The organism is Streptomyces sp. NPDC008001, from assembly GCF_042958085.1.
Taxonomy (GTDB): Bacteria; Actinomycetota; Actinomycetes; order Streptomycetales; family Streptomycetaceae; genus Streptomyces.
Genome location: NZ_JBIBIZ010000008.1, coordinates 377,920 through 402,461, shown reverse-complemented (window position 1 = coordinate 402,461; position 24,542 = coordinate 377,920). Strand labels below are relative to the sequence as shown.

General features: G+C 74.1%; 23 protein-coding genes. 10 read left to right on the top strand and 13 right to left on the bottom strand.

What is annotated here, in order from left to right; all coding sequences use genetic code 11:
* Positions 1 to 3 precede the first annotated feature (3 nt).
* Entirely contained in the window at positions 4 to 582 is a 579-nt protein-coding gene (locus ACFZCD_RS23115) for a GNAT family N-acetyltransferase (protein ID WP_391833736.1), read from the top strand.
* Here the strand turns inward: ACFZCD_RS23115 and alc are convergent.
* Complete coding sequence (alc, locus tag ACFZCD_RS23110; protein ID WP_391833734.1) at positions 563 to 1,723, bottom strand: allantoicase; 1,161 nt, start codon at positions 1,721 to 1,723, stop codon at positions 563 to 565. The genes ACFZCD_RS23115 and alc overlap by 20 nt on opposite strands.
* Positions 1,720 to 3,078: an allantoinase AllB gene (gene allB / locus ACFZCD_RS23105; protein ID WP_391834015.1), complete on the bottom strand. Its 1,359-nt coding sequence runs from the start codon at positions 3,076 to 3,078 to the stop codon at positions 1,720 to 1,722. The genes alc and allB overlap by 4 nt, the downstream gene beginning before the upstream one ends.
* Positions 3,079 to 3,256: 178 nt before the next feature.
* Here allB and ACFZCD_RS23100 point away from each other — a divergent pair, with 178 nt between their 5' ends.
* The gene (locus ACFZCD_RS23100) at positions 3,257 to 4,048 is read left to right on the top strand and encodes an IclR family transcriptional regulator (RefSeq protein ID WP_391833732.1); all 792 of its coding nucleotides are present in this window, start codon (positions 3,257 to 3,259) and stop codon (positions 4,046 to 4,048) included.
* A gap of 77 nt (positions 4,049 to 4,125) precedes the next feature.
* On the opposite strand, the gene ACFZCD_RS23095 is transcribed toward ACFZCD_RS23100, so the two are convergent.
* Positions 4,126 to 4,476: a DUF5955 family protein gene (locus ACFZCD_RS23095; RefSeq protein ID WP_391833730.1), complete on the bottom strand. Its 351-nt coding sequence runs from the start codon at positions 4,474 to 4,476 to the stop codon at positions 4,126 to 4,128.
* A gap of 154 nt (positions 4,477 to 4,630) precedes the next feature.
* On the opposite strand from ACFZCD_RS23095, the gene ACFZCD_RS23090 reads away from it, so the two are divergent.
* Both ACFZCD_RS23090 and aceB read left to right on the top strand, forming a co-directional pair.
* Entirely contained in the window at positions 4,631 to 5,299 is a 669-nt protein-coding gene (locus tag ACFZCD_RS23090) for an NTP transferase domain-containing protein (protein ID WP_391833728.1), read from the top strand.
* A gap of 82 nt (positions 5,300 to 5,381) precedes the next feature.
* Complete coding sequence (gene aceB, locus ACFZCD_RS23085) at positions 5,382 to 7,001, top strand: malate synthase A (protein WP_391833726.1); 1,620 nt, start codon at positions 5,382 to 5,384, stop codon at positions 6,999 to 7,001.
* Between the two features lie 45 nt (positions 7,002 to 7,046).
* On the opposite strand, the gene ACFZCD_RS23080 is transcribed toward aceB, so the two are convergent.
* The 8 genes from ACFZCD_RS23080 to ACFZCD_RS23045 all read right to left on the bottom strand — a co-directional run bounded on the left by ACFZCD_RS23080 (position 7,047) and on the right by ACFZCD_RS23045 (position 14,727).
* The gene (locus ACFZCD_RS23080) at positions 7,047 to 8,504 is read right to left on the bottom strand and encodes a YfcC family protein (protein ID WP_391834013.1); all 1,458 of its coding nucleotides are present in this window, start codon (positions 8,502 to 8,504) and stop codon (positions 7,047 to 7,049) included.
* Positions 8,505 to 8,720: 216 nt separating this feature from the next.
* Positions 8,721 to 10,040 (bottom strand): nucleobase:cation symporter-2 family protein, encoded by a 1,320-nt coding sequence (locus ACFZCD_RS23075; protein WP_391834011.1) that lies wholly within the window; start codon positions 10,038 to 10,040, stop codon positions 8,721 to 8,723.
* 603 nt (positions 10,041 to 10,643) lie between these two features.
* Complete coding sequence (locus ACFZCD_RS23070) at positions 10,644 to 12,035, bottom strand: 8-oxoguanine deaminase (RefSeq protein WP_391833724.1); 1,392 nt, start codon at positions 12,033 to 12,035, stop codon at positions 10,644 to 10,646.
* Between the two features lie 29 nt (positions 12,036 to 12,064).
* Entirely contained in the window at positions 12,065 to 13,027 is a 963-nt protein-coding gene (gene pucL, locus ACFZCD_RS23065) for a factor-independent urate hydroxylase (protein ID WP_391833722.1), read from the bottom strand.
* A 6-nt stretch (positions 13,028 to 13,033) separates the two neighbouring features.
* Entirely contained in the window at positions 13,034 to 13,420 is a 387-nt protein-coding gene (uraH, locus tag ACFZCD_RS23060) for a hydroxyisourate hydrolase (protein ID WP_391833720.1), read from the bottom strand.
* Positions 13,417 to 13,962 (bottom strand): 2-oxo-4-hydroxy-4-carboxy-5-ureidoimidazoline decarboxylase, encoded by a 546-nt coding sequence (uraD, locus tag ACFZCD_RS23055; RefSeq protein WP_391833718.1) that lies wholly within the window; start codon positions 13,960 to 13,962, stop codon positions 13,417 to 13,419. The genes uraH and uraD overlap by 4 nt, the downstream gene beginning before the upstream one ends.
* 127 nt (positions 13,963 to 14,089) lie before the next feature.
* The gene (locus ACFZCD_RS23050; protein WP_391834009.1) at positions 14,090 to 14,413 is read right to left on the bottom strand and encodes a helix-turn-helix domain-containing protein; all 324 of its coding nucleotides are present in this window, start codon (positions 14,411 to 14,413) and stop codon (positions 14,090 to 14,092) included.
* A gap of 59 nt (positions 14,414 to 14,472) precedes the next feature.
* Entirely contained in the window at positions 14,473 to 14,727 is a 255-nt protein-coding gene (locus tag ACFZCD_RS23045) for a thiamine-binding protein (protein ID WP_391833716.1), read from the bottom strand.
* A 136-nt stretch (positions 14,728 to 14,863) separates the two neighbouring features.
* Here ACFZCD_RS23045 and ACFZCD_RS23040 point away from each other — a divergent pair, with 136 nt between their 5' ends.
* From ACFZCD_RS23040 to ACFZCD_RS23025, 4 genes are all read left to right on the top strand, one after another.
* Positions 14,864 to 15,649 carry a TIM barrel protein gene (locus tag ACFZCD_RS23040; RefSeq protein ID WP_391834007.1) on the top strand — a complete coding sequence of 262 codons (786 nt, stop codon included), beginning with the start codon at positions 14,864 to 14,866 and terminating at the stop codon, positions 15,647 to 15,649.
* An 89-nt stretch (positions 15,650 to 15,738) separates the two neighbouring features.
* Positions 15,739 to 16,632: a 2-hydroxy-3-oxopropionate reductase gene (locus ACFZCD_RS23035; protein WP_391833714.1), complete on the top strand. Its 894-nt coding sequence runs from the start codon at positions 15,739 to 15,741 to the stop codon at positions 16,630 to 16,632.
* Positions 16,633 to 16,664: 32 nt separating this feature from the next.
* Positions 16,665 to 18,377: a glyoxylate carboligase gene (gene gcl / locus ACFZCD_RS23030; RefSeq protein ID WP_391834005.1), complete on the top strand. Its 1,713-nt coding sequence runs from the start codon at positions 16,665 to 16,667 to the stop codon at positions 18,375 to 18,377.
* 210 nt (positions 18,378 to 18,587) lie between these two features.
* Complete coding sequence (locus ACFZCD_RS23025; RefSeq protein WP_391833712.1) at positions 18,588 to 19,283, top strand: hypothetical protein; 696 nt, start codon at positions 18,588 to 18,590, stop codon at positions 19,281 to 19,283.
* Positions 19,284 to 19,520: 237 nt separating this feature from the next.
* On the opposite strand, the gene ACFZCD_RS23020 is transcribed toward ACFZCD_RS23025, so the two are convergent.
* On the bottom strand, positions 19,521 to 21,146 hold the full coding sequence (locus ACFZCD_RS23020; protein ID WP_391833710.1) for an AMP-binding protein: 1,626 nt from the start codon (positions 21,144 to 21,146) through the stop codon (positions 19,521 to 19,523).
* A complete protein-coding gene (locus ACFZCD_RS23015; protein WP_391833708.1) occupies positions 21,143 to 22,861 on the bottom strand; it encodes an AMP-binding protein in 1,719 nt (572 codons plus the stop codon). Before ACFZCD_RS23015 ends, ACFZCD_RS23020 begins: the two co-directional genes overlap by 4 nt.
* Before the next feature lie 146 nt (positions 22,862 to 23,007).
* On the opposite strand from ACFZCD_RS23015, the gene ACFZCD_RS23010 reads away from it, so the two are divergent.
* Entirely contained in the window at positions 23,008 to 23,850 is an 843-nt protein-coding gene (locus ACFZCD_RS23010; protein ID WP_391833706.1) for a response regulator transcription factor, read from the top strand.
* Positions 23,851 to 24,152: 302 nt separating this feature from the next.
* Positions 24,153 to 24,521 (top strand): SAV_915 family protein, encoded by a 369-nt coding sequence (locus tag ACFZCD_RS23005; RefSeq protein ID WP_391833704.1) that lies wholly within the window; start codon positions 24,153 to 24,155, stop codon positions 24,519 to 24,521.
* Positions 24,522 to 24,542: the final 21 nt, after the last annotated feature.

Genomic DNA, 24,542 nt, shown 5'->3' with positions numbered 1-24,542 from the left:
CGCATGTCCGGAGACACACCGTCCGACCCGTCCGGCACCGTCGAGTACGGCCCCGCCCTCCCCGGTGAGCGCGCCGCCGCCGAGGAGATCGACAACTCCTTCACGACGGCCACCGTTCTCGAAGTGACCGCCTCGGAGGACGGCTTCCGGCTGCGGGAGGCGCCTGCCGACCCGCCCCTGCGCAAGGTGTACCCGGCCGAGGAGGACGAGGAAGAAGGCGCGGACGGCGCGCCGGAGGGCGACGAGGACAAGCACGTCATCGTCGCCCGCGCCGGGGACGTGCTGTGCGGTGCCATCAGCCTCGCCCGCTCGGCCTGGAACGACCGGCTGGTGATCACCGACCTGCGGGTGGCGCCCGCGCACCGCGGCCGGGGCATCGGCCCCGCCCTGATGGAGCGCGCCCTGGCCCACGGCCGGGAGCTCGGCGTCCGTACCGCCTGGCTGGAGGTCACGAACGTCAACGCGCCGGCCGTACGGGTCTACCGCCGCATGGGGTTCACGCTGTGCGGCCTGGACACCTCCCTCTACCGGGGGACGGCGTCGGAGGGCGAGACGGCCCTGTTCATGAGCCGTCCGCTGTGAGGCTGCGCGCCCCGGCCTCCGTCAGCGAGCCGTGGACGCGCAGCCGGGCCACGCCCCCGTCCGGGTGGATGACGACGCGCACGTGCGTCGCCACCGGGGCGCCCTCCAGGGGGAAGCGGTGCACGGCGTCGGGCTGGAGGCGGGTGCGGGGCAGGAGCACCGTCCAGCCGGAGGCGTCGCCGGCGGGGTCGGCGCCGGTGGTGGCGTCCAGGACGGACACCTCGGCCCAGCCCGCGGCGTTGCCCTTGTAGCAGCCGGTGTCGATCTCCAGGGCGCGCAGGACGGCCTGCCCGGTGAGGCGGTAGCGAACCCAGTCGTGTCCGTCGTCGCGGCGGCGGCGCGTCTCCCAGCCGTCGTCCATCTTCTGCGACCGGCCGGGCAGGACAGTGTTGAGCGGGGGCGAGTAGAAGCGGTCCGAGGCGTCCTCGGGGCGGCCGCCGTTCTCCAGCGCGGCGAGGTCGAAGGTGCCGAGGGCGGCGAGCCAGGCCGGGTCGGGGCGCACCTCGCCGTGCACCCTCAGCCGGGCGATGCCCCCGTCGGGGTACTGGCACAGCCTCAGATGGGTGAAGCGTTCCCCGGCGTGCACGGCGAAGCCGTTGGCCGCGTGGCCGCCGACGGGCGTGCGCGGCACGAGGACCGTCCACTTCACGTCGTCCGAGAGCAGTTCGCCGGGCGAGGGCGTCCCGGGCAGGCACGTGGCCTCGACGGACACGGACTGCGGGTGGTTGCCCCGGAAGTGGGCGGTGTCGACGACGAGGCCGCGGATCACGCCGGGGGCCCCGAGACGGATCAGCGCCCAGTCGTGGTCGCCGTCGGCGGGGTGCGGACTGGAGGCGTCGGCGCCGCGCCGGCGGCGCGTCTCCCAGCCGTCCATGACCTTGCCCTTGTGACCGAAGAGGCGGGGGTCGAAGTGCGCGGGGGCGGGAGTGAGGAGATTCTCGCGTTCGGCGAAGAACTCGTCGTTGGCGGCGATGACGCTGCCGCCGAGGCGGCGGTCGGCGAGGTCGGGCAGGCCGGTGAAGGGGAGGTTTGCGGAGCGGTAGTCGGCATACGGATCCCCGCCCGCGTACGGTGCGGCGCCGCCCGTGAACGACGGTATGGGGGGTATGCCGCCGGGGCTGCCGTCCGGTGTGCTCGTCATGCGCTGCGCTGCCTTTCGAGGAGGAGGCCGGCGGGCTCGGCAAGGGCGCCGTCGTGGGCGATCCTGCGGCCGCGCAGCCAGGTGGACCGCACGACGCCGTGGAGGGTGCGGCCGGCGTAGGCGGTGACGTGGTTGCGGTGGTGGAGTGCGGCCGGGTCGACGGTGAAGGCCGCCTCGGGGTCGAGGACGGTGAAGTCGGCGTCGCGGCCGGGCTCGACGGCGCCCTTGCGGTGCAGGCCCGCGAGGGCGGCGGGCCCGGTGGCCATCCAGCGGGCGACGTCGGCGAGGGTGTGCCCGCGGCGGCGGGCGGCGGTCCAGACGGCGGGGAGGCCGAGCTGGAGGGACGAGATGCCGCCCCAGGCGGCGCCGAAGTCGGGGACCTTGAGGTCGGTGGTGCACGGCGAGTGGTCGGAGACGACGCAGTCGAGGGTCCCGTCGGCCAGGGCCGCCCACAGGGCGCCCTGGTTGGCGGCCTCCCGGATGGGCGGGCAGCACTTGAACTCGGTGGCGCCGTCGGGGACTTCCTCGGCGGTCAGCGTCAGGAAGTGCGGGCAGGTCTCCGCGGTGACGGGCAGGCCCTCCGCCTTCGCGGCGGCGATCGCGGGGAGGGCACCGGAGGAGGACAGGTGCAGGACGTGCACGCGCGTGCCCAGGCGCCGGGAGACGGAGACGAGGCGGGTGACGGCCTCGTTCTCGGCGGTGCGGGGGCGGGAGGCGAGGAAGTCCGTGTAGCGGGGGCCGCCGGGCCGGGGGGCGCGCTCCAGGTGGGCGGGGTCCTCGGCGTGCACGATCAACAGGCCGTCCAGCTCCGCCACGCGGGCCGCGGCGGCCTCCAGGTCGGCCGGGCCGAGGGCGGGGAACTCGTCGACGCCCGACGGCGACAGGAACGCCTTGAAGCCGAAGACGCCCGCGTCGTGCAGGGGGCGCAGGTCCGCGGTGTTCGCCGGCACGGCGCCGCCCCAGAAGCCGACGTCGACGTGGGCCTTGGGGCGGGCCACGTCCTGCTTCACCCGCAGATGGGCGACGGTGGTGGTGGGCGGGATGCTGTTGAGCGGCATGTCGAGGAGCGTGGTGACGCCGCCGGCCGCCGCGGCGCGCGTGGCCGTCCAGAAGCCCTCCCAGGCGGTGCGGCCGGGGTCGTTCACGTGCACGTGGGTGTCGACGAGGCCGGGGAGCAGGGCGTCGTCGCCCAGGTCCGTGAGGGCCGCGCCCGGGGGCGGTCCGGCCTCGTACGGGAGGACGGCGGTGATCCTTCCGGCGGCGACGGTGACCGTGGCCGGGCGGATGCCGTCCGGGGTGACGACGCGCGTCGAGCGCAGTGCGAGCTCCGCCGGCGCGGACTCCTCCGTGGACAGGCCGGGCACGTCCCCTCCCCAGAATTCAACGTTCTGTTGAACAGCGGTGGGGGCAGTCTTCTGTCCGCCCCTGCGGCCGTCAAGACCTCCGCGGGTCACCCGTGCGCACTCGCGGGGCGCGAGGGGGCCGCCGGGAGCCCGGTAGGCTGCTCCCACCCCGTACCCGAAAGGACCTGCCGTGCCCCCGTCCGCCGAGCCCCGCACCCCCTCTCCCAGTGGAGGCGTCCAGTCCCTGGAGCGCGCCTTCGACCTGCTGGAGCGGATGGCCGACGCGGGCGGCGAGGTCGGGCTGAGCGAGCTGGCCACGAGCAGCGGCCTGCCGCTGCCGACGATCCACCGGCTGATGCGCACGCTCGTCGCCTGCGGGTACGTCCGCCAGCAGCCGAACCGGCGGTACGCGCTCGGGCCGCGGCTGATCCGGCTCGGCGAGAGCGCCTCCCGGCTGCTGGGCACGTGGGCCCGGCCGCACCTGGCGCGCCTGGTCGAGGAGACCGGCGAGACGGCGAACATGGCGCTGCTCGACGGCGACGAGGTCGTCTACGTGGCCCAGGTGCCCTCGCGGCACTCGGTGCGGATGTTCACCGAGGTGGGGCGGCGGGTGCTGCCGCACACCACGGGCGTGGGCAAGGCGCTGCTGGCGCAGAGCCCCGACGACGAGGTGCGCTCGATCCTCGCCCGTACGGGGATGCCGGCCGCCACCGAGAAGACCATCACCACGCCCGAGGGCTTCCTGGAGGCGCTGGGGCGCGTGCGCGAGCACGGCTACGCGGTGGACGACAACGAGCAGGAGATCGGGGTGCGGTGCCTGGCGGTGCCGGTGCCGGACTCTCCGACGGCGGCGGCCATCTCCATCTCCGGCCCGGCGGGCCGCGTCACGGACGCGGCCACGGAGCGGATCGTCCCCCTCCTGAAGGAGGTCGCCGAGGCCCTCTCGGCAGACCTCGCCGGCGCGGCCGCGGCCTCCGCCTGAGACTTCCCCGGTACGTCGTGCCGGGCCCCGGCGGAGGGGCCGGGCCGGCACCGCACGGTCGCGCGGCGACGCGCCCGCTACGTGCCCTCTCTCTGGGGCGGAACGTGGTCGTCCGGCGGGGGCGCGAAGCTGTCGACCGCCCGGTGGACGGCCGTCAGGGCCGGGGACAGCGCGCTCACCGACCCCACCGCCCCTGCGACCAGCAGCAGCGCGCGCCGCAGGCGCGAGAGCTCGGGGTCGCCCGCACGGGCCATCGCGTCGAGCGCCGCCAGCTCCTCCTCCGCCGCATCGCGGTCGGGTAAGGGCGCGGGGTGGGCCGCGAGCGCCCGGCGGAGGCGGGAGACCGCGTCCCTGAGCTCGCTCACCCTCGGATCCCCGGCCACGCGGCCCGCCCGCTGCTCGTCCACCACTACGGCGCCTTCCGCCATGACACTCCCCCTCCCACGCGCTCGCGCGGATCAGTTAACGCCACGGTCCGTACGGAGCGCCATACGCACAGCGAAATGAAGTCCGGGCGTCGCACGCACGGGTGATGGGCCGTCGCCCGCCCCACGGCCGTCAACGATGCGATATGCAGGGGCCATGACACTTACCACGAACGGCGCCCCCGGCACGCCGGATCCGCGCGGATCCGTCGCCGGCCTGCTGCTCGCCGCGGGCGGCGGACGGCGCCTGGGCGGGCACCCCAAGGCCCTGCTGGGCTTCCGCGGGCGCCCGCTCGTGGAGCACGCGGCGCGGGCCCTGCACGAGGGCGGCTGCGCACCGGTGTGCGTGGTGCTGGGCGCGGCGGCCGCCGAGGTGCGCGTACACGCCGCCCTCACCCAGTGCACCTTGGTGGACAACCCCGGCTGGCCGGAAGGCATGGGCTCGTCCCTGCGCGCGGGCCTCGCGGCGCTCGCCGCGACGGACGCCGGGGCCGTCGTCGTCACGCTCGTCGACCAGCCGCGCGTCGGCTCCGCCGCGGTGTCCCGCCTGCTGGCCGCCCACCGTGCGGGCGCCGCACTCGCCGCGGCCTCGTACGGCGGCGAGCGCGGCCACCCCGTGCTGTTCGCGCGCGAGCACTGGGCGGGCGTCGCCGCCGCGGCCACCGGCGACCGCGGCGCCCGCGGCTACCTCCGCGAGCACGCGGCCGCTCTCGCGCTCGTGGAGTGCGGGGACGTCGCGGACCCGCAGGACATCGACACGCCGGCCGATCTGACGCTGCTTCACCGCGCCGCAGGAGGCACGGAGGGCCGCACACCCTCCCATTGAACTTCCGCCATAAGGAAATTACCCTCCATAAGAAGAGATCCGCACGGCACGCCGTGCCGTCGTCCCCGAGGAGTGACCGCCCATGCCCGCACCCGCTCCGTCCTCGCCGGCCACCGTCACCGCCCGGCCCCTGGAGCGGCAGGAGGAGGTCCTCACGCAGCCCGCGCTCGCGTTCGTCGCCGAGCTGCACCGCCGGTTCACCCCCCGCCGCGACGAGCTCCTCGCCCGCCGGACCGAACGCCGCGCCGAGATCGCCCGTACGGGCACGCTGGACTTCCTGCCCGGCACGGCCGCCGTCCGCGAGGACCCGTCCTGGCGCGTCGCCCCGGCCCCGCCCGCGCTGGAGGACCGCCGGGTGGAGATCACCGGGCCGACGGACCGCAAGATGACCGTCAACGCCCTCAACTCCGGCGCCCGCGTCTGGCTCGCCGACTTCGAGGACGCCTCCGCGCCCACCTGGGAGAACGTCGTCCTGGGCCAGCTCAGCCTGATCGACGCCTTCGAGCGGCGCATCGACTTCACCGACGCCCGGGGCAAGCGCTACGCCCTGCGGCCGGCCGAGGAGCTCGCGACCGTCGTCGTGCGCCCCCGCGGCTGGCACCTGGACGAGCGGCACGTGACCGTCGGCGGCCGCGCCGTGCCCGGGGCGCTGGTCGACTTCGGCCTGTACTTCTTCCACAACGCCCACCGGCTGATCGCCCTCGGCAAGGGCCCGTACTTCTACCTCCCCAAGACCGAGTCGCACCTGGAGGCGCGCCTCTGGAACGACGTCTTCGTCTTCGCGCAGGAGTACGCGGGCCTGCCCCGGGGCACCGTCCGCGCCACCGTGCTGATCGAGACGATCACCGCCGCGTACGAGATGGAGGAGATCCTCTACGAGCTCCGCGAGCACGCCTCGGGCCTCAACGCCGGCCGCTGGGACTACCTCTTCTCCCTCATCAAGAACTTCCGCGACGGCGGCCCCCGCTTCGTCCTGCCCGACCGCAACGCCGTGACGATGACCGCCCCGTTCATGCGCGCCTACACCGAACTGCTGGTGCGCACCTGCCACAAGCGCGGCGCGCACGCGATCGGCGGGATGGCCGCCTTCATCCCCTCCCGCACCGACGCCGCGGTCAACGAGGCCGCGTTCGAGAAGGTCAAGGCGGACAAGGACCGGGAGGCGCGGGACGGCTTCGACGGCTCCTGGGTCGCCCACCCCGGCCTCGTGCCCGTCGCCCGCGCCTCCTTCGACGCGGTCCTCGGCGACCGCCCGCACCAGAAGGACCGGCTGCGCGAGGACGTCCGCGTGACGGCGGACCAGCTCATCGCCGTGGACTCGCTGGACGCCCGCCCGACCTTCGCGGGGCTGCGCAACGCCGTGGCCGTCGCCACCCGCTACATCGAGGCGTGGCTGCGCGGCCTGGGCGCGGTCGCCATCTTCAACCTGATGGAGGACGCGGCCACCGCCGAGATCTCCCGCTCGCAGATCTGGCAGTGGACCGCCGCCGGGGTCGTCCTCGACAACGGCGAGAAGGTCACGGCGGAGCTCGTGCGCGCCGTCGCCGCCGAGGAGCTCGCCGCGATCCGCTCCGGGCTGGGCGAGGAGGCGTACGCGGCGGGCCGCTGGCAGGAGGCCCACGACCTGCTGCTGAAGGTCGCCCTGGACGAGGACTATGCGGAGTTCCTCACACTGCCCGCGTACGAGCTCCTCGGCGACTGAGGGCTCGCCGGGGCCGGGGCGTACGGGGATCCCGCCGGGCGGGCCCTAGCTTCCGGCCGCCGCGCCCAGCGCCACGAAGCCGCAGATCAGCACCGACAGGAGCACCAGCAGCGGCCAGACGAAGCGCAAGTACTTGTCGTAGCCGACCTTCGCCAGCGCCACCCCGCCCATGATGACGGCGGTGGTCGGCACCCACAGGTTCATCACCCCGCTCGCGGACTGCCAGGCCGTCACCACCACGGCGCGCGAGACGCCCGCGAAGTCCGCGAGCGGGGCGAGGACGGGCATCGCGAGGGTGGCGTGGCCGGAGGTCGAGGGGATCAGGAAGGCGAGCGGCAGGTTGACGACGTAGACGAGGATCGCGAAGGCCACGGGCGGCGTGCCGGACACCGCGCTCTCCACGGCGTGCAGCACCGTGTCGATGATCTTCGCGTTGGTCATGATGACGGTGACCCCGCGGGCGAGGACGATCACCAGCGCGGGGGCGATGAAGTCCGCCGCGCCCTGGACGAGAGTGGCGCTCAGCCGCGGCTCCCCCAGCCGCGCCAGCAGCCCGGTCAGCACGGCGGCGACGATGAACAGCGCCGCGAGGTGGGCGAAGGACCAGTCCAGCTCCCAGCCGTACGGCGTGGCGTCGGCCTTGCCGGTGAGCGCGCTCGCCCACGGGATGACCGAGAAGATCATGAAGGCGAAGACCAGCGTGACCGCCACCAGCACCAGCTTCTGCAGGCCGGTCAGCACCGGGGGCTCCGCGGCCGCCTCCGCCGCCATCTCCCGGTCGCCCGGCAGGAAGCCCGTCAGGGAGCGGCCGGGATCGGCGCGCACCCGGTGCGCGTACCGCAGCACGTAGCCGACCGTGACGGCCGTGAGGACGATCCACATGGCGAAGCGCAGCGCGATGCCGTCGCCGAGCGAGATGCCCGCGGCGGCGGAGGCCACGCCCGTGGCGAACGGGTTGACGGTCGAGGCGAGCACGCCGACGCCCGCGCCGAGGATGATCGCGCCGGTGGCGACCATGCGGTCGTAGCCGAGGGCGAGCATCAGGGGCACGATCAGCCCGTAGAAGCCGAGGGTCTCCTCGGCGAACCCCTCGACCGTGCCGAGCAGCGAGAAGACGGTCATGACGCCCGCGATCAGCAGGGCGCCGCGGGCGCGCAGCCGGTGAGCGAGGCGCTCGATGCCGCGGTCCAGGGCCCCGGTGGCGAAGACGACGGTGATGAACGCGCCGATCGCGAGGACGAAGAGGAAGACGGCGGCGGCGCCGTAGAGCGTGCCGGTCGCGTCGGGCGCCACCGTGCCCGTGGCGGAGTCGCGCACGCCGTAGAGGCCGTTGACGGGGGCGAGGAAGAGGTCGCCGAGCCGGTGCACGAAGCCGCCGGGCGCCGGCTCCCGGTGGTAGGTGCCCTGCAGGGGGCGGCCGTCGGCGCTGCGCCGGTACGCGCCGGAGGGGATGACGAAGGTGAGGATCCAGACGGCGATCGTGACGGCCGCGAGGACGGTCAGCGCGCTGGGGAAGACGAAGCGGTGGCGTCTGCCGGGCGCGCGGGGGCCGGCGGGGCCGCCGGGACTGCTGGGGCCGCCGGGACTGCCGGGACTGCCGGGCTTGTCCGGTGTGCCGGCTGATGCGTCGTCGGCTGCCGCGTCCGCGTCCACGACGAACCCCTCTCCGTACGAGGGTGGGTTGTTTGACCCTATTGTCGTGAATTGCAGCTTCTGCCCCTAGTCGCCACGCACGGGAGAGGGACCGGCGTCACGCCGCCGCCTCCCCAGGTGGTTGAACGCGAGGTTGAGCAGCACCGCCGTCAGGCACCCCGCGCTCACCCCGGAGTCCAGGAGCGTCCGCAGCGTCCCGGGGACGGCCCCGCCGTCGTAGAACGTCCGCGAGACCACCGGTATCGTGCCGACGCCCAGCGAGACCGCCGCTACGAGCAGGTTGTCGCCCTTGTCGAGGCCGGCCCCCAGCAGGACCTGGATGCCGCTGGCCGCCACCGTCCCGAACAGCACGATCCCCGCCCCGCCGAGCACCGGCCGCGGCACGACGGCGATGAGCGAGGCGAAGGCGGGGCTCAGGCCGAGCAGCACGAACATCGCCCCGCACGCGGCCACGACGTAGCGGCTGCGCACCCGGGTGATCGCCACCAGGCCTATGTTCTGCGCGAAGGCGCTGTTGGCGAAGCCGTTGAAGACCGGGCTCACGACGGTGCCGAGGGTGTCGGCGCGCAGGCCCGCCGCGATGGTCCGCTCGTCCGCGGGGCGGCCGACGACCTGCCCGAGCGCCAGCATGTCGGCGGTGCTCTCCGTCATGCAGACCAGCATCAGCACGCACATCGAGACGGTCGCGGAGACCGTGAAGTGCGGGGCGCCGAAGTGGAAGGGCGACGGGAAGCCGGCGAGGGGGGCGTGCTCGACGGGCCCGAAGTCGACGGCCCCGGCCGGTACGGCGATCAGGGTGCCCGCCGCGAGGCCCAGCAGGATCGCGATCTGCCGCAGGAAGCCGCGCAGCAGGCGGCGGAGGACGAGCACGGTCGCGAGCGTGGCCGCGGCCAGGCCCAGCCCGGTCGGCGAGGCCGGGCCGGCCGGGGCGCCGTCCTGTATCCAGCCGAACGCCACGGGCAGGAGCGTGAGCCCGATCAGGGTGATGACGGTGCCGCTCACCAGCGGCGGGAAGAAGCGGACGAGTCTGCAGAACCAGGGGGCGAGGACGAAGCCGAGGGCTCCCGCCACCATGACGGCCCCGAAGATGACGGGGAGGGCGGCCCTCTTGTCGGCCTGGCCGGCGACGACGGCGGTCATCGGCGCGACGCCCGCGAACGACACGCCGTTGACGAACGGCATCCTCGCCCCCACCTTCCAGAACCCGATCGTCTGGAGGAGGGTGGCGATGCCCGCCGTGAAGAGGGCGGCGCCGACGAGGAAGGTGGTCTCGGCGGGCGAGAGGCCGATGACCGCGGCGAGGACCAGCGGCGGGGCGACGACGCCGGCGTAACTGGCGGCCACGTGCTGCAGGCCGCCGGCCAGGAGCCGGCCCGGCGGGAGCAGTTCGTCGACGGGATGCGCGTCGGCCTTGCCGGCCCCACCACTGCGACCGGTCCCGGCCTCGGCTTCGTCTACGGCCACGGCGTACCTCCTTCGCCCGCCGCTTGCGGCGGGGGTGGATGGACCCGGGGCGGGCTCCGAGGCCCCGGCGCCACCGCGCGCCCCGGTGCGATCGGCACCGCCGATCAGGTGGTCACTCGGTCGAGCGCCGCTGCGGCGGGAAGGAGCCACCCGGGGGCGGAAACCGGGGCCCGCCTCTCGGGCCGAGGGGCCAGGCCCCTCGAATCCGCCGCCGCGGCGCGCAACCCCGACGGCGGAGCCTGGCAGTGCCGTACGCCCTCCCGGGCGGGCCCGACAGGGTTGCGGCCCCCGGCCCGAGAGGCCAGGCCCCCGGCTCCGCCGCCGCGGCGCGTAACCCCGACGACGGATCCCGGCGGTGCCATGCGCCCTCCCGGGCGGGTCCGGCACCGCCGATCAGGTCGTGACCGGTCCAGCGCCGTTGCGGCGGGAGGGGGTCCCCGAGGGGCCACGGCCCCCGGGTCCGCCGTCGGGGCGGGCAGGCCCGGCCGAGGGCCGTCCCCCTCGGCCGGGTCGCGCCGGGGGAGGTCAGCCTCCCCCGGCGATCCGGGCCAGGCGCCGGGCCTCCTCCCGTGCGCCGCGGGCGATGTCGTCCTCGTCGGCGGTCACGAGCCGGCCGTGCTCGACCACCGGACGGCCGTTGACCAGGGAGAGGGTGACGGGCGCGGGGGCGCCCAGGACGAGCGCGGCGACCGGGTCCCCGATCGTGGAGTGGCCGAGCCCGTCGAGCTTCCACAGCACGAGGTCGGCGAGTTTGCCGGGCTCCAGCGAGCCGATGCCGTCCGTACGGCCGAGCACCTGCGCCCCGCCGTACGTGCCGAGCCGCAGGGCCTGACGGGCGTTCAGAGCCTTCTCGCCGCCGGCCAGCCGGTGGACGAGGAGGGCGTTGCGCAACTCGGTGTGCAGCTCGCCGGACTCGTTGGAGGCGGTCCCGTCGACGCCGAGCCCCACCGGGACGCCGGCCCGGAGCAGGTCGGGCACGCGGGCGGTGCCGGCCGCGATCCGGGCGTTGGAGGAGGGGCAGTGCGCGACGCCCGTGCCGGTCCGGGCGAAGGCGGCGATGTCGGCGTCGTTCATGTGGATGCAGTGGGCCATCCACACGTCGTCGCCGAGCCAGCCCGTGGACTCGAAGTAGTCCGTCGGGCCCATGCCGAAGCGTTCCTTGCAGAACTGCTCCTCCTCGACGGTCTCGGAGCCGTGCGTGTGCAGGCGCACGCCCTTGCGCCGGGCCAGCGCGGCGGACTCGCGCAGCAGCCGGGTGGTGACGGAGAAGGGGGAGCAGGGGGCGACGCCGACGCGCAGCATGGAGTCGAACGCCGGGTCGTGGTGGGTGTCGACGGCCTCCTCGGTGGCGGCGAGCGCGTCCTCGGTGCTCTCGACCGCGAAGTCCGGCGGCAGGCCGCCGTCGGACTTCCCGAGGTCCATCGAGCCGCGCGTCGGGTGGAAGCGGACGCCCATCTCGCGGGCGGCGCGGATCTCGGCGCCGAGGAGGTCGCCCGAGCCCCGCGGGAAGACGTAGTGGTGGTCCATGGCGGTGGTGACGCCGCCGCGGACCATCATCGCGAGGGAGCCGCGCGCCGCCGCGTACACCATGGGCTCGTCGATGCGGGCCCAGGTGGGGTAGAGGGCGACGAGCCAGTCGAAGAGGTTGCAGTCCTGGGCGAGGCCGCGGGTGAGCCACTGGTAGAAGTGGTGGTGGGTGTTGACCAGGCCGGGGGTGGCCAGGTGGCCCGTGCCGTCGACGCGCCGGACGACTCCGGCGAGCCCCGCGGGCGCGGGCCCGGGTCCCACGGACTCGATGCGGTTGCCGGCGACGACGACGTGGCCCGACGCGTACTCGGTGTCGTCGGCGTCGACGGTGGCGACGGCGCAGTTCTCTATGACGATGCGTTCGGCGGAGCCGGTGGGGGGAGCGGCCACGGTGATTCCTCGCTGTCCTCGCTGTCGGGTCACGGAAGGTTCGTCAGGTCCGGCGGGACGGCCGCCGTGGCGCCCTCGCGCAGGACGGTGGCCTCTATGAGGCCGTACGGGCGGTCGGCCGCGAAGTACACCTCGTTGTCGTTCTCAAGGCCGAACGGCCGGAGGTCGGCCAGGAAGTGGTGCTTGTTGGGCAGCGAGAGGCGGATCTCGTCGATGCGGGGGTCCTCTTCGATGACGCGGGAGCCCATGGCGTAGAGGGTCTGCTGGAGGGAGAGGGAGTACGTCCCGGCGAAGGCGTCCAGCAGGTGGCCGCGCGTCGCTTCGTAACTGCCGTCCCAGTCGCGCTTGCCCTCCTCGCCGCTGCCGGTCCCACTGCTCTCCCCGGTCCCGGCACTACCGCCGGTCCCGGCGCTCCCGCCGTCCCCCGCATGCCGCCACCACGCGTTGACCTCGGTGGCGAGGATGCGGTCGCGGGTCTCGGGGAGGGTGGTGTAGCGGTCCTTGACGTAGCCGTGGAACTCGGAGTCGGTGGTGTTCATGACGACGAGGCCCTTGAGGCCGGAGAGGATCTGCCATCCCCCGTCCGGGCCGCCGTAGGTGACCTGCGCGGTGCGCGTCTCGCGGCCGCGGCGGACGAAGGAGTGGGCGCCGCCGCCGGGGGCCGGGATCCGTTCCCACGCGTACTCCTCGACGCGGATCCGGGCGGTGCCGATGGCCTCCTGCCCGGAGACGAAGTGGAACGCCAGCCGCGCGGCGAACTCCTCGGGCGACGCAATGCCGTGCTCTTTGGCGAAGGCGAACACGGTGTTCTTCGTGGTGTCCGTCGGCAGGACGCTGGCGTTGGAGCCGGAGAGGTGGACGTCCTCCATGGCGCCGGACAGGGCCACGGAGACGTTGAGGTCCCGGATGTGGTGGACGGGGCCTTCACGGGTGACCCGGACGACGCGGGTTTCGGCTTTGCCGTACTGGTTCTGGCCGAGAACGGTGGGCATGGTGTGCTAGCTCCCTCGGTACACGGAATAGCCGAACGGACTGAGCAGCAGCGGTACGTGGTGGTGCTCGCGCGGCGTGACCGCGAAGACCACGGCCACCTCCGGGAAGAACGGGGCCCCGTCGCCGTTCCCCCGGGCGGCGTACGACCCCACGCCGAACCGGAGCCGGACGTGGGTCGTCCCCTCCGGCGCCGGGGGGAGCCCCGTGCAGCGCCCGTCCGCGTCCGTCACCGAGCTACCGCACGCCGACCAGGGCCCGTCCTCCCCGCTCCGCGCGGACATCTCGACGGCGACGCCCTCGGCGGGGCGGCCCGTGGCGGTGTCCAGGACGTGCGTGGACACCGAGGCGGTGGCGGGCGGCGAGGCGGTGGCGGGGTCCGCGGTGGGCTTCACGGGCGGGTGCCTTCCTGTGCGAGGGCGTACGGGCCGGCCGGATCCTCCACCAGCCGGCCCAGCCGGATGCGGTTGATCTTGCCCAGTTCCCCGCGCACGATCTCGCGTTCGCGTTCCGGCGTGTTGCCGGTCCTGTGCCGGATGGCGTCGAGCAGCTGCGCGGCGCCGAGGCCGGTCGCGCAGATCAGGAAGACGTGCCCGAACTTCCGCTGGTAGGCGAGGTTGAGGGCGAGCATCTCGGCCCGGAGCTCCGGCGGCGCCTGCGCCATGCCGCGCTGCTCGCGGGCGGAGGCCGGGTCGCCGGGGGCCGGGCGCCCGATGGGCGGGTGGGCCGCCATGGCCTCGGCCAGGCCGGCCGCGGAGAGCGCCGCGGTGGCGGCGTCGCTCGCGGCGAGGAGGGCTTCGGCGCCGGGGTACGGGCGCCGGGCGAGGAGCGCGTCCGCCCACGCCCCACTGGCACAGATGGCGTGCAGTGCGGCGCGGGCAACGCTGTCCTCGGCCGTGTTGAACCGGGTGAGCCCCGGCGTCGGGCACGAAGTCACGGGCGCCTCCGGGGCGGTGACGGGCTGCGCGGACGACTGCGGCTGTGCGGACGGCTGCGCATAGCTAACGCCCCGGAGAACGCCGCGTCAACAGTTTGTTGAAGAAGTCGCCCGTGGCGGTACCCCGTCAGCCCTTCCCGGACAGCCCGCCTTCCCTGTTGAGGTAGTTGTAGACCGTGAAGCGGCTGACGCCGAGCGCCGCGGCCACCGTTTCCACGCCGTGCCGCAGGGAGAACGCGCCGCGCTCCTCCAGCGCGCGCACCACCGACTGCTTGGTCTTCCGGTCGAGTTGGGCCAGGGGCCGGCCGTGCCGGCGCTCCAGGTCGGCCAGTATGTGATCGAGCGAGGCCGACAGCCGGGGCAGCCGTACGGCGACGACTTCGCGACCTTCCCAGGACAGCATCACGTCGCCGGACGCGGCGTGCTCCGGGTCGACCATCTCTCCGCCCATGGCGTCGACCAGGGGCGCGACCGCCGCGCGGAACGGGTGGACGGCCGCCACCTCCTCCGTCACTGCGCGCTCTCCTCGTCGACCACGTTGACCTGCAGCGACACCCGTGTGGCGCCGGCCCCGAGGGACGTGCGCAGAACCTGCTCGACGGCTGCGAGCACGGAGTCGGCGCGACCCTCCGCGGTGTTCCCGAACGGGCCGACGTCCACGGCGTCGAGGCCGGAGCCCTGCAGGGCGTCGCGGGCGGCCTCGGCATGGGCGGGCATCCGGTCGAGGTCGAACGGTTCCGTCGTGAACTCCACTCTCAATCGCACGACGGCCAACCTACTCGCCTTGACAGGGAGCGGGAACGACGAGCACGCTTCCGTACAGCAGAATCTGGATTCCATCATACGGAAGTAGGTGAGCGAGGTGACCTTCCCCCGGCACCGCTTCGCCGTCAACCTGTCGATGCTCTTCACCGAACTGCCGCTCCTGGAGCGCCCCGCGGCGGCCGCGGCGGCGGGCTTCGGCGCCGTCGAGCTGTGGTGGCCCTGGCCCGCGTCCCCGGTCCCGGAGGCCCGCGAACTCGACGCCCTGCGCGGGGCGCTGGAGGACGCGGGCACGCGCCTGGTGGGCCTGAACTTCTACGCCGGGCAACTGCCCGGGCCGGACCGCGGGGCCCTCTCCCTCCCCGGGGCCGAATCCGACCGCTTCCGCGCCAACCTCGACGTCGCGGCCGGCTTCGCGGCCTCCGTGGGGTGCACGGCGCTCAACGCCCTCTACGGCAACCGCATCGCGGGCACCGATCCGCGGGTGCAGGACGCGCTCGCGCTGGAGAACCTCGTCCGGGCCGCGCGGGCGGCCGACCGGGTGGGCGCGCAGGTGCTCGTCGAAGCGCTCAACCCCGCCGAGTCCCCCGCGTACCCCGTGACCGGGTCGGCGCGCGCCGTCGGGCTCGTGGAGCGGGTCAACGAGGCCAGCGGGCTCGGCAACGCCCGGTTCCTGATGGACCTTTACCACCTGGCGATGGCGGGCGAGGACCTGGCCGCGGCCGTCTCCGCGTACGGGCCCGCCCACACGGGCCACGTGCAACTGGCCGACGCCCCGGGGCGGGGCGAGCCCGGGACGGGCGCCCTGGACGTGCCGGACCTGCTGACCCGGCTCGACAAGGCGGGCTACACGGGGTGGGTGGGGCTGGAGTACCGGCCCTCCGGGCCGAGCGAGAACGCCTTCGGATGGCTGGGACGGCACTGACAGGACGCCCGCCGGTCTCCTCCGAGCCTCCCCTGCAACCTCCTCCGAATCTCCCCTGAAACGGCTGTCTCTCCCCTGGAAGGAACCCCATGCCCTCTCCCCTCCCCCGCGTCGCCTGGATCGGGCTCGGGATCATGGGCCTGCCCATGGCCTCGAACCTCCTCAAGGCCGGGTACGAGGTCACCGGCCACACCCTCGAACAGGCCGGGCTCGACCGGCTGGCGGCCGCGGGCGGCACCCCGGCCCGCTCCGTCGCCGAGGCCGTCCGCGGGGCGGGCGTCGTCGTCACGATGGTCCCCGCCTCGCCCGACGTGGAAGCCGTCGCTCACGGCGAGGACGGCGTCCTCGCCCACGCCGCTCCCGGCACCCTCTTCATCGACATGTCGTCCGTCACCCCGCGCACCTCCGCCGAACTCGCGGCGGCCGCCGCCGCCAAGGGCGTGCGCGTCCTGGACGCTCCCGTCTCCGGCGGTGAGGCCGGTGCCGTCGAAGGCGTCCTGTCCATCATGGTGGGCGGCGAGCGGGCCGACTTCGAGCGGGCCCGGCCGCTCTTCGGCGCGCTCGGCACGACCATCGTGCACTGCGGCCCGCACGGGGCCGGCCAGACCGTGAAGGCCGCCAACCAGCTGATCGTGGCCGCGAACATCCAGGCGTGCGCCGAGGCCGTGGTCTTCCTGGAGAAGTCCGGCGTGGACCTGGAGGCGGCCCTGGACGTGCTCGGCGGCGGCCTCGCCGGCTCCGCCGTGCTCAGCCGCAAGCGGCACAACTTCCTCTCCCGGCACTATCCCCCGGGCTTCCGCATCGACCTGCACCACAAGGACATGGGCATCGTCACGGACGCGGCCCGGGCCGTCGGTGCCGTCCTGCCGCTGGGCGGCCTGGTGGCGACCCTGGTGGCGGCCGCCCGCGCGCAGGGCGACGGCGGACTCGACCACTCGGCCCTGCTGCGCGGCGTCGAGCGGCTCTCGGGAGCGGCGTCGTGAGCGGCACCCGTACCGTGAGCGGCACCGGCACGATGCCCGCCATGCACGCCGCCGTCCACATCATGAAGGACGAGGGCGTCGACGTCGCCTTCGGCTGCCCCGGCGCCGCCGTCCTGCCCCTCTACCAGGCGCTGCAAGCGATCGGCGGCATCGAGCATCTGATTGTCCGTCACGAGGCGGGAGCCACGCACATGGCCGACGGCTGGGCCCGTACGAACGGCAGGCCCGGCGTCGCCATCGCCACGTCCGGCCCGGGCGGCACCAACTTCGTCACCGGCCTCTACACGGCCTTCGCCGATTCCGTCCCGATGCTGTGCATCACCGGGCAGGCGGTCTCCACCAAGCTGCACCAGGAGGCGTTCCAGGCCGTCGACATCGTGGAGATCGTCCGGCCGGTGACCAAGTGGGCGGTGCAGATCAAGGAGGCGGCGCAGGTCCCGTGGGCGTTCCGGGAGGCGTTCCGCATCGCGCGGTCGGGGCGCCCGGGGCCCGTGCTGATCGACATCCCCGTTGACGTCGCGCGCCGCGAGATCCGTTACGACGCCGCGCTGGACGCTCCGCTGCCCGTCCCCGTCGTCGCGCCGCACCCGCCGCGCGTCGAGGCCGCGCTGGACCTGCTGCTGGCGGCCGAGCGGCCGCTGGTGCTGGCCGGCGGCGGGGTGATCCTCTCCGGTGCCGCGGCGGAGCTGCGGGAGCTGGTGGAGCGCCTCCGGGTGCCGTTCCAGGTGACGCTCATGGGCAAGGGGGCCGTCGAGGACGACCACGAGCTCCACATGGGCACCACCGGCATCCAGACCTCGCAGCGGTACGCCAACGCCTCCTTCCTGGAGGCGGACTTCGTCCTCGCCGTCGGCGCCCGCTTCGGCGACCGGCACACGGGCGCGGACCTGTCCGTCTACCGGGGGCGGCGGACCTTCGTGCACGTGGACGTCGACCCGGGCCAGCTCGGCCGGGTCTTCGAGCCGGACCTGGGCGTCGTCTCCGACGCGAAGCTGTTCCTGGCCGCCCTGCTGGCGGCGGCGAAGGCGCGCGCCGCCCGCCCCCGCCACGACGCGTGGGCCGCGCGCTGCCGCGACCTCAAGCGCACCCTGACCCGCCGGGACGACTACGACTCCGTCCCCGTCAAGGCGCCGCGCGTCTACCGGGAGATCAACGAGGTCTTCGGTGCGGACACGTGGTTCGTCACGGCGATCGGCCTGTACCAGATCTGGGGCGGCCAGCACCAGAAGGCCCACAAGCCGCGCCACTACCAGGTCTGCGGGCAGGCCGGCCCGCTCGGCTGGGAGGTGCCGGCCGCGATCGGCGTGAAGAAGGCGCTGCAGGGCATGGGGCGGGGCGCGGAGGAGGTCGTCGGCGTGGTCGGCGACTACGGCTTCCAGTTCACGGCCGAGGAGCTCGCCGTCGCCGCGCAGTACGACGTCCCCTTCGTGCTGATCATGCTCAACAACGAGTACCTGGGCCTCATCCGCCAGGCCTCGGCCGGCTACGGCATGAACTACCAGGTCGACGTCCACTACGACGAGACGGGCACGGACAACGTCCGCCTCATGGAGGCCTACGGCTGCTCGGGCCGCCGCGTCGTGACGCCCGCGGAGATCCGCCCCGCGATCGAATGGGCCCGCAAGGAGGCGGCGGCGACCTCGCGGCCGGTGCTGGTGGAGATCCTGATCGAGCGCGAGGCGGACACGCCGCACGGCCCCGACATCGACGCGGTGCGCGAAAGCGAGCCCGTCCCGGACCGGTAGGACCTTCCGCCGGGTCTTCGCCAGACCATCGCCGGGCCTTCGCCGGCTGCGGCTCGGCGCGGCACTGGGGCGCGCGCCCGCCCCCGCCCGGCCGCGCCCCGGGGCGCACGGAGGGCGCGGCGCCCACTTCCCCATTTGCTCCCCCGGTGCGCCCGCATCGTGGACGATGGGCCCGTACGCATACCTCACGGACCCGTTGCTGGAGCCGAAATGGCCAAGAGCGTGCCGGTTCACTGCCCGACGTGCCGTCGCGAGCACTCGTTCACCCCGCCCACCTTCCCCTGCGCGTGCGGTGCGCCGCTCACGCTGCCGGTCCTGGCGGACGCCTCCCCCGAAACCGTCGCGCACCGCACCTGGCGCGACGCGTGGGTGGCCGTGCGCTGCCCCGCCTGCGACCGGCAGGACCAGTGGCCGCGGCCGGAATTCGGCTGCTCGTGCGGCACGGTGGTGCGGCTGCCCGTCCGGCCGCCCGAGCCCGGGGGCGGCGGGCCCGGGGCCGGCGACCGCCCCGCGCGGGCCCCGCGCCCCGCCTTCCGGCCGGTCGCCATCCGCACCGCGGGCGATGCGGTGGCGGCCGCCGGACGCTATCTGTCCTGGCTGGGGTACGAGGACGTCACCCGGGCCGGCGATCCGGACGAGGAGGGCGTCGACCTGCGCGCGGCCGGGCTGGTCGCCCGCGTCGACCCGTCCACCGTGCCGTCCTCACTGCGGGCCGTGGAGTGCCTGTGGCTGCACGGCCTGGCGGACGGCGTCCCGGGGGCGTTCTTCTCCCTCGCCGGGTACGGGCGCGAGGCGCGTTCCCGCGCGGACGACCTGCACCTTCCGCTGTTCGTGATGGACCTCACCGGCGCTCCGCAGCCGCTGAACGCCCCGGCCGACGAGCTCGTCGAGCGCGGGCCCGCGTGAGCCGCCCGTACCGCCAAGCTCAATTTTTCCTCTGAACCACGGCCGGAGGATGGCGGGCCGGGGCCCCGGGGCGGAGACTTCGTACCGGGCCCGCGAAACGTACGGGGGATCGCGGGCCCCTCCATCTTCCGGGCGGGGCCCGCGGTTTTCCTGCGGATCAGGCTGCACCCCGGTCCCGGTGACTGCGCCTTCCGCCGGCTCCTCGCCGTGATCGTTCCCCGCCGCCGCGGCGGCTTTCTATTCCGGGCCGCTCGCCACCGTCGCCGCCAGTTCGCGCAGTTCCACCTTGCGGACCTTGCCGCTGACCGTCATGGGGAAGGCGTCCAGGATCCGCAGGTAGCGCGGGATCTTGTAGTGGGCGAGCCGCCCCCGGCAGAAGCGGGCGAGCTCGTCGCGGCTGAGGGGCCGGTCCGGGTCGCGGAGTATCACGCAGGCCATGATCTCCTCGCCGTACTTCTCGTCGGGCACCCCGACGACCTGCACGTCGGAGATCTTGGGGTGGGTGTAGAGGAACTCCTCGATCTCCCGCGGGTAGACGTTCTCCCCACCCCTGATGATCATGTCCTTGATGCGGCCGACGATGCGGACGTAGCCGTCCTCGCCCATCACCGCGAGGTCGCCGGTGTGCATCCAGCGCTCGCCGTCGACGGCCTCGGCGGTGCGCTCCGGCTCTTCCCAGTAGCCGAGCATCACCGAATAGCCGCGCGTGCACAGCTCGCCGGGCTCGCCGCGGGGGACGGTCTCCCCCGTCTCCGGGTCGACGACCTTCACCTCGATGTGCGGCAGGACGCGGCCCACCGTGCCGGTGCGCCGGTCGATGTCGTCGTCGCGCCGCGTCTGGGTGGAGACCGGTGAGGTCTCGGTCATCCCGTAGCAGATGGAGACCTCGGACATGTGCATCTCGCCCATGACCCGCTTCATCACCTCGGCCGGGCACGGCGAGCCCGCCATGATGCCGGTCCGCAGCGAGGACAGGTCGTACGTGGCGAAGTCCGGCAGCTCCAGCTCGGCGATGAACATCGTGGGCACGCCGTAGAGGGAGGTGCAGCGCTCGCGCTCGACGGCGTGCAGCGTGGCGGTGGGGTCGAAGGACGGGGCCGGGATGACGGCGCAGGCGCCGTGGCTGGTGACGGCGAGGTTGCCCATGACCATGCCGAAGCAGTGGTAGAAGGGCACGGGCAGGCAGACCCGGTCGGCCTCGGTGTAGCCGAGCAACTCGCCCACGAAATAGCCGTTGTTGAGGATGTTGTGGTGGGAGAGGGTGGCGCCCTTGGCGAAGCCCGTGGTGCCGGAGGTGTACTGGATGTTGACCGGGTCGTGGCAGCTCAGCTGCGCCTCGCGCTCGGCGAGCCGCTCGCGGGGCACCCCCTCCCCGGACCTGACGAGGCCGGTCCAGGTCGGGTCGTCGATGTAGACGACGTCGCGCAGCGCCGGGCAGTCGGCGCGCACCTGCTCGACCATGCGCCGGTAGTCGCTGGTCCTGTGCTCGACGGAGGCGACTAGGACGCTGACGCCGGCCTGGCGCAGCACGTAGCCGAGTTCGTGGACGCGGTAGGCCGGATTGATGTTGACCATGATGGCGCCGACGCGTGCCGCCGCGTACTGGACCATGACCCACTCGGGGCAGTTGACGGCCCAGATGCCCACCCTGTCACCCTTGGCCACCCCCTTGGCCAGCAGGCCGAGCGCCACCCCCTCGACGGCCCGGCCGAACTCGGCGTAGGTCCAGCGGCGGCCGCTGGGGACGTCGACGAGGGCGTCGCGGTCGCCGAACCGCTCGACGGTGAACGCGAGGTCCGCGCCGATGGTGTCGTCGATCAGCGGGATGGTGGTGCTCCCGGCCGCGTACGAGGGTGTGGTCACCGGTGGTCTTCCTCTCGGTACTCGGCACCGCCGCCGCGCGCGGTGCGCTCACGCAGCTCGATGCGGCGGATCTTGCCGGACACGGTCTTGGGCAGCTCGGCGAACTCCAGGCGGCGGATGCGCTGGTAGGGGGCGAGCCTGGCCCGGGAGTGGGCGAAGAGGGCCGCGGCGGTGCCGGGGCCGGGCTCCCAGCCCTCGGCGAGCACGACGTAGGCCTTGGGCACGGCGAGCCGCAGCGGGTCGGCCGCGGGGACGACGGCGGCCTCGGCGACGGCCTCGTGTTCGAGGAGGACGCTCTCCAGCTCGAAGGGGGAGACCTTGTAGTCGCTCGATTTGAAGACGTCGTCGCTCCGGCCCACGTAGGTGAGGTAACCGTCGGCGTCGCGGGCGGCGATGTCGCCGGTGCGGTAGTAGCCGCCGGCCATGACCTCCGCGGTGCGTGCGGCGTCGCCCGCGTAGCCCGTCATGAGGCCGACCGGGCGGTCGGAGAGGTCGAGGGCGATTTCGCCCTCGTCGGCAGGCTCGCCCGTGACGGGGTCGAGGAGGACGACGGTGAAGCCGGGGCTCGGGCGGCCCATGGATCCGGTCTTCACGCACTGGCCCGGCGGGTTGGCGATCTGCACGGTGGTCTCGGTCTGGCCGAAGCCGTCGCGGATCGTCACGCCCCAGGCCCGCCGCACGGTCTCGATGACCTCGGGGTTGAGGGGTTCGCCCGCGGCGACGGCCTCGCGGGGCGGGGTGCGCAGCAGGCCCAGGTCGGCCTGGATGAGCATCCGCCAGACGGTGGGCGGCGCACAGAAGCTCGTCACGCCCGCCCGGTCCATCCCGGCCATGAGGCGGGCGGCGTCGAAGCGGGTGTAGTTGTGCACGAAGACGGTGGCTTCGGCGTTCCAGGGGGCGAAGAGGCTGGACCAGGCGTGCTTGGCCCAGCCGGGCGAGGAGATGTTGAGGTGGACGTCGCCCGGCCGCAGCCCGATCCAGTACATGGTCGTCAGGTGGCCGACGGGGTACGAGATGTGGGTGTGCTCGACGAGCTTGGGCCGGGCAGTGGTGCCGGAGGTGAAGTAGAGCAGCAGGGGATCGTCGGCGCGGGTGGGCCCGTCGGGGGTGAAGGTGTCGGCGGCGTGCGCCGCGCCGGCGTAGGAGAGCCAGCCGGCGGTCCGCTCCCCCACCGCGATCCGGGTGTAGTCGCCCGGCACGGCGGCGAACTTGCCGGTGTCCGCAGCCCGTACGAGCACGTGGGCGGCGCGGCCGCGCTCCACGCGGTCGGCCAGGCCGTCGGCGCCGAGGAGCGGGGTGGCCGGGATGACCACGGCGCGCAGCTTCATCGCGGCGAGGGCGGTCTCCCACAGCTCGGTCTGGTTGCCGAGCATGACGACGATGCGGTCCCCGGCCCGTACGCCCTGCTCGTGCAGCCAGTTGGCCACCTGGTTGGAGCGGCGGCGCAGGGTGTCGAAGGAGAGCCTGGCCTCGGAGCCGTCCTCCTCGGTGATCCACAGGGCGGTCCGGTCGTTGCCCTCGGCGATGGTGTCGAACCAGTCCAGGGCCCAGTTGAACTCCGCCGGGCGGGGCCAGACGAAGCCCTCGCGGGCCGCCTGCCAGTCCTCGCGGTGCGCGAGGAGGAAGTCCCGGGCGGCGCGGAACGCGGCCGCGGGGGCGGGAGTTCCGGCTGTGTCTCCGGGGTCTCCGGCGGCTCTCGGCTTCGATGACGTCACATGTCCTCCAGATTGCGGGTCGCGTCGCCGGCCCGCATGGTTAGCATCGTGCGACGGTGATCTGAGTCTCACCACCCCCGAACGGGGGTGGCCGCATTTCAGGGATACGGAGATTCCACCTCCGGATCCGGGACGGGGAGGCAGCGATGGGAGACCCGGACGGAACGGCCGAGGTACGGGCGGCACTCATGCGGATGCGCAGGGGTGCCGGACTGCCGGTCGCCTTCGGCGGACTGCTCACAGGAGCCCGGCAGTTCCGAATATCGGACATGACCGGAACGACGACGCCGGTGCTGCGCGGACTGGCGATCCGCACGGGCAGCGGGCTGGGCGGCAAGGCGGCCGCCCTGACCCGGCCGCTGTCCGTGACCGACTACCAGGCCTCGCACGTCATCACCCACGAGTACGACGCGGCGGTGGCGGCCGAGGGCCTGCGCTCCGTGCTCGCGGTGCCCGTCGTCGTGCGGGGCCGGGTGCGGGGCGTCCTCTACGGCGCCCTGCGCCGCCCGCTCACCCTCGGGGACCGCTCCCTGACGGCCGCCGTCGACGCGGCGCGCGAGCTGGAACAGGCCCTCGCCGTGCAGGACGAGGTCCAGCGGCTGCTGTCGGTGGCCCATCAGCCGACCACCGCCGACCCGGCGATGTGGGAGGAGGTCCGCGAGGCGCACTTCGAGTTACGCGCCCTGGCACAGCGTGTCACGGACCCCCGGCTCCGGCAGGAGCTGCTGGCGGCGTGCGGGCGCCTCGCGGCGGCCTCCTCCTCGGACCCGGCGGCCCGGCGGGCGGGGCCGGCCGTCGACCTGTCGCCGCGCGAGGTGGACGTCCTCGCGTGCGTGGCGTCGGGCGCGACGAACGCCACCGCGGCGGACAGGCTGGGCCTGCGCCCGGAAACGGTCAAGAGCTACCTCCGGTCGAGCATGCGGAAGCTGGGGGTGCACACGCGCCTGGAGGCGGTGGTCGCGGCGCGGCGGGCGGGGTTGCTGCCGTGAGTGGAGGGGCGGAGGGGCGGTGTGAAGTACGGCTGGAAGTACGGCCGGGACTATGGCTGGAGGTGGGGCCGAGAGTACGGCTGTGGGCGCCGCTCGTGGCACCTCCGGAAGCGCTGCCGGAACCGTGACCTCCGGGGCCTCCACGGGCCCGTCAACGAAGCGTCAAAGGAGTGGCACCGAGGGTCAACAGGCTGTCAAGGAGGAGCTCGGCGGGGTTCGGTACGGGCATAGCGTGAACGGCGGCGCCGCGGCGCCGTCAGCGACGCTCCCATCCGACACCTCCCGAGTTCCCGAGGACCGTCATGCACCTGAGCCGTACCCCCGCCGAAGCCGCCGCAGTCGCAGCCGTGGCAGCCGTCGACAGCCCGCAGAGCTGCGAGGCGGATTCTGCCGAGCCATCCCATCCCGCCGGGCGTACCGACGCCCGGCCGCTGTACGTCCCCGTGCGGCGCTGCGCGTGCGGTTTCGCCCTGCGGGTCTTCCGCTCGCCCCTCGGCGAGCGGACCGCCGTCGCCTTCACCACGGAGCGACGGCTTTCGGACGTTCTGGGCCCGGACCAGGCCGCCGTCCGGCTGGCCCTCCCCGCGGTCCGGGCCCTGGCGTCCCCCCTCGGCGTCGACCAAGTCTCCGTAGACCCCCAGCTGACGGCTTCCCCGGTCCGTACGGACTGACCTGGGGCACCGCCGACCGCC

Bases quoted from the DNA above. Each gene is read 5' to 3' on its own strand.
- ACFZCD_RS23115 (WP_391833736.1), top strand. From the start codon at position 4: ATGTCCGGAGACACACCGTCCGACCCGTCCGGCACCGTCGAGTACGGC.
- alc (WP_391833734.1), bottom strand. From the start codon at position 1,723: ATGACGAGCACACCGGACGGCAGCCCCGGCGGCATACCCCCCATACCG.
- ACFZCD_RS23095 (WP_391833730.1), bottom strand. From the start codon at position 4,476: ATGGCGGAAGGCGCCGTAGTGGTGGACGAGCAGCGGGCGGGCCGCGTG.
- ACFZCD_RS23090 (WP_391833728.1), top strand. From the start codon at position 4,631: ATGACACTTACCACGAACGGCGCCCCCGGCACGCCGGATCCGCGCGGA.
- aceB (WP_391833726.1), top strand. From the start codon at position 5,382: ATGCCCGCACCCGCTCCGTCCTCGCCGGCCACCGTCACCGCCCGGCCC.
- pucL (WP_391833722.1), bottom strand. From the start codon at position 13,027: ATGCCCACCGTTCTCGGCCAGAACCAGTACGGCAAAGCCGAAACCCGC.
- ACFZCD_RS23050 (WP_391834009.1), bottom strand. From the start codon at position 14,413: ATGGGCGGAGAGATGGTCGACCCGGAGCACGCCGCGTCCGGCGACGTG.
- ACFZCD_RS23040 (WP_391834007.1), top strand. From the start codon at position 14,864: ATGCTCTTCACCGAACTGCCGCTCCTGGAGCGCCCCGCGGCGGCCGCG.
- ACFZCD_RS23035 (WP_391833714.1), top strand. From the start codon at position 15,739: ATGCCCTCTCCCCTCCCCCGCGTCGCCTGGATCGGGCTCGGGATCATG.
- gcl (WP_391834005.1), top strand. From the start codon at position 16,665: ATGCCCGCCATGCACGCCGCCGTCCACATCATGAAGGACGAGGGCGTC.
- ACFZCD_RS23025 (WP_391833712.1), top strand. From the start codon at position 18,588: ATGGCCAAGAGCGTGCCGGTTCACTGCCCGACGTGCCGTCGCGAGCAC.
- ACFZCD_RS23010 (WP_391833706.1), top strand. From the start codon at position 23,008: ATGGGAGACCCGGACGGAACGGCCGAGGTACGGGCGGCACTCATGCGG.
- ACFZCD_RS23005 (WP_391833704.1), top strand. From the start codon at position 24,153: ATGCACCTGAGCCGTACCCCCGCCGAAGCCGCCGCAGTCGCAGCCGTG.